The organism is Lentibacillus halophilus (genome assembly GCF_039522485.1).
GTDB classification, from domain to species: domain Bacteria; phylum Bacillota; class Bacilli; order Bacillales; family Amphibacillaceae; genus Lentibacillus; species Lentibacillus halophilus.
Genome location: NZ_BAAADM010000059.1, coordinates 1 through 5976, shown reverse-complemented (window position 1 = coordinate 5976; position 5976 = coordinate 1). Strand labels below are relative to the sequence as shown.

General features: G+C 35.5%; 5 protein-coding genes. 4 read left to right on the top strand and 1 reads right to left on the bottom strand.

Annotation, left to right across the window (positions count from 1 at the left end; genetic code table 11):
- Nucleotides 1-385: 385 nt before the first annotated feature.
- From ABDZ72_RS14215 to ABDZ72_RS14200, 4 genes are all read left to right on the top strand, one after another.
- A complete protein-coding gene (locus ABDZ72_RS14215; RefSeq protein ID WP_343754326.1) occupies nt 386-1162 on the top strand; it encodes an IclR family transcriptional regulator in 777 nt (258 codons plus the stop codon).
- 448 nt (nt 1163-1610) lie between these two features.
- Complete coding sequence (locus tag ABDZ72_RS14210) at nt 1611-2150, top strand: cupin domain-containing protein (protein ID WP_343754324.1); 540 nt, start codon at nt 1611-1613, stop codon at nt 2148-2150.
- Nucleotides 2151-2347: 197 nt separating this feature from the next.
- Entirely contained in the window at nt 2348-4303 is a 1956-nt protein-coding gene (locus ABDZ72_RS14205; protein WP_343754322.1) for a TRAP transporter permease, read from the top strand.
- A 26-nt stretch (nt 4304-4329) separates the two neighbouring features.
- Nucleotides 4330-5307, top strand: a complete 978-nt coding sequence (locus ABDZ72_RS14200) for a TAXI family TRAP transporter solute-binding subunit (RefSeq protein WP_343754320.1) — start codon at nt 4330-4332, stop codon at nt 5305-5307.
- 344 nt (nt 5308-5651) lie between these two features.
- Here ABDZ72_RS14200 and ABDZ72_RS14195 read toward each other — a convergent pair.
- Nucleotides 5652-5976: integrase core domain-containing protein (locus tag ABDZ72_RS14195; RefSeq protein ID WP_343751317.1), on the bottom strand; the 325-nt coding region annotated here is incomplete at its 5' end.

Genomic DNA, 5976 nt, shown 5'->3' with positions numbered 1-5976 from the left:
GTTCTATAGACTATATTCGACATAAAGCAATGAAATTCCTAGTACAATTTGACTTTTTCACCGGACTTTTAGAGGTTGTCATTTAAATAAATCAGTCAACAGAACTAGGCATAATCTGATAAGATTGATCTAGTAATCCGTACGAATTCTGAGTATAAAAAGAGCGCGGAACAAATCTTTATCACTTAATAATGATAAGCGACAAGTAGTCAATCAAATTTAAACATTACCCAAAAACGCCTTTTAAACATTTCATCATTCTTTTAGACATTATCATCAATTGGAAAATTGCGACCTTTCATCAGAAATAAAACATTTGAGATTTTTAATTATTGTTTAAAAAAACGAAACAAATATTATCGAAAATCACCAAAGGAGTGAAAAAATGAACTTAAATGACGAATCGAAGAGTACCATACAAGGTATTCAGTCTGTGGAGCATGCTTTTTTTATCCTTGATACAATTAAAGAGAGCTCTCAACCTTTAACGCTGTCCGAAATTTCACATGCGACAAATATGTCTAAAAGCAGAGTGCAAAAATATGTCATTAGTTTTTTAAGATTGGGCGCATTAGTTCAAAATGAAAAAGATCATACATATAGTTTTGGTCCTAAACTAATAGAATTCGGATTACATTCGTTACAAAGATACGATATAATAGAACTGTCAGAACCATATTTAAAAGAAATAAAAAGAGAATTAAATCAATCCTCAGCTTTAAATGTATGGACACAGACAGGTCCAGTAGTTGTTAAATCTGAACCAAGCGATAGACCAATAAGCGTTGGTATTCAGGTTGGATATCGACCTCCTTTATATAAAAGCTCCACAGGCAAATGTTTCGCAGCTTTTCTTGACTCCTCAGAGGTGGAGGATTTAATAGATAGTGAAGCACAACATTATGACCTAGATAGGAAAGAGATAAAAAAAGAACTTGAAGACATAAGGGAAAATGGTTACTCTTTTAGAGATACGATTCATGAAGGAATACCTGGCGGTGCAGCTATTACATGTCCTGTTTTTGATAATTCAGAGCATATTATAGCCGCAATATCTATTATAGGTTTTTCAGAAAGTATAAATACTGAGGCACATTCAAAAGATGTTCAAAAATTAAAGGAACTTACATCAGGGCTATCACAAGATTTACAATATAGTTAAGATATAGAAATAAAGTAAGTATCAAATAAGTTACACCTGCATTAGCATATGGAATTTATTTGATGCTTACTTTGATGTTTATTTTGACGCTTACGTTTGGAGGTTAATAATAACCGTGCTGAACAATCACAAATCTTATGCGATTGGAAGCAAAGCCTGGCTGCATACATTGAATCCCCATCTTGTTTATAGATGGGGATTTTTTACGCTTACATTTATCCTGTTAAAAACAACGTGTTTAAAATAAAATACATTGATTAGCTTATTTTTGTATTGAACTTTGTAAATAGCTTTTTCCATACAATAAAAAGCATTAAGAAAATTTAAATAGACACTTGAAAAATAAAATCAGCGTAGTTATAATCTAATTAATACACTTTAATTATACTTAGGTATAATAATAGTGTACTTAACGGTTAATGATGATTAAACAAAGGAGGAAATAATAATGAGTAGTAGAAGCGACATGATGAGCTATAAGGAATTTTTGGAAAAAGTAAAACAACCTTTTGTACGTCCTCAGATTTGGAAATGGAGAGACGTTGAGTCAGAGTTACAGGAAGCGTTGTCTGAAAACTTTTTAAGTGGCGGTGGAGGTGGTGGTCGTGGAACCATTGCTTTAGTGAATCAAGATACAGGAGATTCTTATGGAGTATCACCCACTATGAACATGGTTGCTCAGGTATTTGAACCGGGTGAACACAATAAGCCACATCGGCATACCAATACAGCCTTGTCTATTATTGTAAAAGGAGAGGGTTATTCCATTATTGATGGAGAAAAAATAGAATGGGAAGCTGGAGATGCTTTTATCGCACCGCCTTGGACTGAGCATGAGCATTGTAATACATCAGAGACTGAACAGGCTCTTTTTTTCACAATTCAAGATGTTCCAGTTGTCTCTAAAATGGGAACATGGTTCCGTGAATCTCCTGAAGCACCAGGTAAATCCCATATAGTTGCTGAACGCGAAGAAAAGGATAGTTAACAAGTAGAATATATTTTATTGGTATATTTAGTGTGAAGGTAAGCGTTTACTATAAATTTAGAAGACATCAATAAGTAGTAAATGCTTACCTATAAAAAATCAGGTTAAACCTAATTAATTTGTAAGCGATTTCCGCCTGCGCTCTATTATAAAAACGTAGAAACAACACTAATATAATTCTAATAGGGGGGTAAAGGGTGAAAAATAATAATAAGGAAAATAACGAAAAAACAGATGACAACGATTCCGGTATAGAAAAATTTCGTCAATATCTAGGTCCTATGGCCAAAATAGTTACTGTTATTGCTATTTTTTGGTCATTGTTTCAACTTTTTATAACTGGATTTGGTGTTGTTGAAGCTATTAAACTACGTGCATGGTATTTTGGGTTCATGTCTATACTGGTTTTTCTCCTATTTCCAGCAAAGAAAAAAGATAAAAAACAAAGAAGACTGCCCACTCTATGGGATATTATTTGCATTATTGCTGTGATTTCTTCTGTTGGATATTTTTTAATGATGTATGATGCTTACGTAATGGATCGTGGCGGCTTGCATATTTCAGCTGACTATTGGTTTGGAGCCGTTGGAATTCTAATGGTTTTTGAAGCTTCAAGAAGAGCTGCTGGACTTCCAATGACTTTATTAGCTGTCATCTTTTTGCTTTATAATTTTTTTGGACAGTATATTCCGGGGACTTTAGGCCATGTAGGGTTCGATTATACACGTATTATTGATGTAATGTGGTGGGGCACAGAAGGAATTTTTGGTGTTGTTGCCGGTGTAGCTGCCACTTATATCTTTATGTTTATTTTATTTGGGTCATTTCTAAAAAGAAGTGGTTTTATTAAGTTTGTTAATGATTTTGCGCTCGCAATTTCCGGAAGATCAGCAGGAGGACCTGCGAAAGTTGCTGTAATTGGCAGTGGTATGATGGGTACAATTAATGGTAGTGGTATTGCTAATGCTTCTACGGTAGGTACTTTCACCATTCCGATGATGATAAGAACAGGATATAAGCCCTATTTTGCAGGCGCTGTTGAAGCTGTATCAGGTACAGGAGGTGTGTTAGCACCTCCAGTTATGGGTGCTGCTAGCTTTATAATGGCGACTTTTCTAGGTATGGATTACAGATTGATAATATTAGCTGCTGTAATTCCTGCTGTTCTTTATTTTACAATGTGCTTTATGTCAGTCCATTTTGAAGCCAAAAAACAAGGTTTGGAAGGTTTGTCTAAGGAAGATATTCCTAAATTTAAGGATGTAATCAAAAATAGCCACTTACTTCTTCCGGTTGCTATTCTTGTATATATGCTTGTAACAGGTGTTACACCTATATTTGCAGCATTATGGGCCATAGTTACAACCGTTATTGCAAGTTGGCTACGTAAAGAGACCCGAATGCACTTAAAAGATATTTTAAATGCATTAGAGGAAGGAGCTAAAAATGTTTTAGTAGTTAGTGCTGCTTGTATGGTTGTTGGAGTAGTAGTGGGCACCATATCATTAACGAGTGTAGGACTTGTCGTAGGTAACAATATTCTTAGTTTGGCTGGAGGTTCTGTTTTTATAGCGGCAATATTAACTATGCTACTAACAATTTTATTAGGAACAGGGGTCCCCGTGACAGCTTCATATATTATTGCCACTACAATTTCGGCTCCAATATTGGCTGAGATGGGGGTTCCATTATTAGTTAGTCATATGTTTGTCTTTTTCTTTGCTGCTCTTTCTGAAATCACACCTCCAGTTGCCTTAGCCGCATTAGTTACGTCGGGCATTGCGGGAGCTAAATTTGCCAAAGTTAGCTTAACGGCTGTACGCCTTGGGATTATAGGATTTGTTATTCCTTTCTTCTTTTTATACAATCCAGAGTTACTCTTTATAGAAGGAAGTTTTTCGAAGAGTATTATAGCCATGATTACTGGAATAATTGGTGTAATTGCCTTGGCTGGTGCCATGTCAAATTGGTTTTTAACTAAACCAAATTTAATTCAGCAATTACTATTAGCTGTTTCTGGCATTGGTTTAATTTTACCAAGTTATATAATGAGTTTCATGTCTTTAGCAGTTATGCTTTTTATTATATTTTGGCAAATAAAAAATAAAAGAAGTCAAATGAATAACGAAAAGGAAACCTCTATTTCTGTTTAAAAACTAAGTTCAAGGAGATGGTGAAAATGAATAAAAAAATGTCACTTTTAGCGTTAATTTTAATTGTAATGTCAGTGTTTTTATTTGGTTGTAATGAGGAAAGTTCATCATCATCTACACAAGATATTGAATTAAGCACTGCTACAACTACTGGAAATTTTTATCCTTTTGGATCTGCATTAGCTAACGTATGGAATGACAATGTCTCTGGGGTTAGGGTTGCTTCTCAATCATCAGATGGAAGTGTACAAAATATTAACCTGATGAAAAAAGGAAATATTAATATGGGGTTATCTACTCTTGGCGTTTTATACAATGCCTACCATGGAAAGGGACAATTCGATGGGAGAAAATCTGAAGATATAAGAGCTGTGTCCACTCTGTTCACAGATGCCGCACAAGTAATTGTGACAAAAGATAGTGGTATAGATTCGGTGGAAGAGATAGATGGTAAATCTTTTGTTCCTGGTGCACCCCAAAGTGGAACAAAAGATCTTGCAGAGATAATCTTTAATTCGTATGATATGACATTTGAAGACATGAAAGCCGAGTTTGTAGGCTTTTCACAAGCATCTGACTTATTAAGAAATGGGAAAATTGATGGCGCACATGTGATGTCTGCTCTTCCGACATCTGCAACTATTGAAATATTATCTTCAACTGATAGTAAAATTCTTAGTCTTAGCGATGAGGCTATTAATAAAGCAACTGAAGAAAATTCATGGTTAATTGAACAGACAATTCCATCGGACACATATGATCAACTGGATAGAGATATTAGTACGGTAGCTCAACCAAGTGTCCTATTTGTGTCAAAGGATATGTCAGAAGATTTAATATATGAATTAACTAAGACAATGTGGGAAAATCTGAAAGTATTGCGTGATACTATTGATGCAGCGAAAAATATGAAAATAGAAGGTGCTACCTCTGGAGTAGCAGATATTCCTTTACACCCTGGTGCAAAAAAGTATTATAAAGAACAAGGTGTTTTAGAAGAGTAATTTTTTCAGAAACTCTGCTCTACTTTGAGTTTCGTAAGGTGCCTGTCACTTCCCGAATTTTGTCGAAAATAGCTGCTGGTTAGGCAAGACCAGTAGCTTTTTTAATGTGCGATGTGGTTTTTTGTGGATGAGAAATATTCATCGTTAAGCCAAAAGTTAGGTGGACCCCAGTGTCAAGACACATATTTTATAAAAATAAGGTGAAAGTTGGTTCATGCTTGTCGTCCTTTTCCATCTTAGAAAACGGGGTCTTTCCTATGTCAGGTTCCGTCAAGGGGCGCTTTTACCCTTGACGGAACCTGACATAGGAAAGATAATGGCCCAAAGATGGAAAGGATCAACTCTTAGTGACAATAGACGGATTCAGGCGTTTTATAGTTTAATGACTGATGAGGGCGCTCATGGTTATAGGTTTTCATATACTCTCGTATATTGTTTCTTGCATCCCTCGGTGTGGCATAGTCTTTCAGATAGACCTCTTCATATTTGAGGTTGCGCCAAAATCGTTCGATACGGATATTGTCCAGGGCACGCCCCTTAGAATCCATACTGATTTGTATAGATGGGTGCTCCTTTAGTAGATTGATATAGCTGGAACTGGTGAAATGACTGCCCTGATCGCTATTAAATATATCTGGTGTTCCGATTGCGAATGCACGCTGAACAGCT

What these genes read in the sequence shown, in the direction of transcription:
- ABDZ72_RS14200 (WP_343754320.1), top strand. Translation starts at nt 4,330, where the DNA reads ATGAATAAAAAAATGTCACTTTTAGCGTTAATTTTAATTGTAATGTCA.
- ABDZ72_RS14210 (WP_343754324.1), top strand. Translation starts at nt 1,611, where the DNA reads ATGAGTAGTAGAAGCGACATGATGAGCTATAAGGAATTTTTGGAAAAA.
- ABDZ72_RS14215 (WP_343754326.1), top strand. Translation starts at nt 386, where the DNA reads ATGAACTTAAATGACGAATCGAAGAGTACCATACAAGGTATTCAGTCT.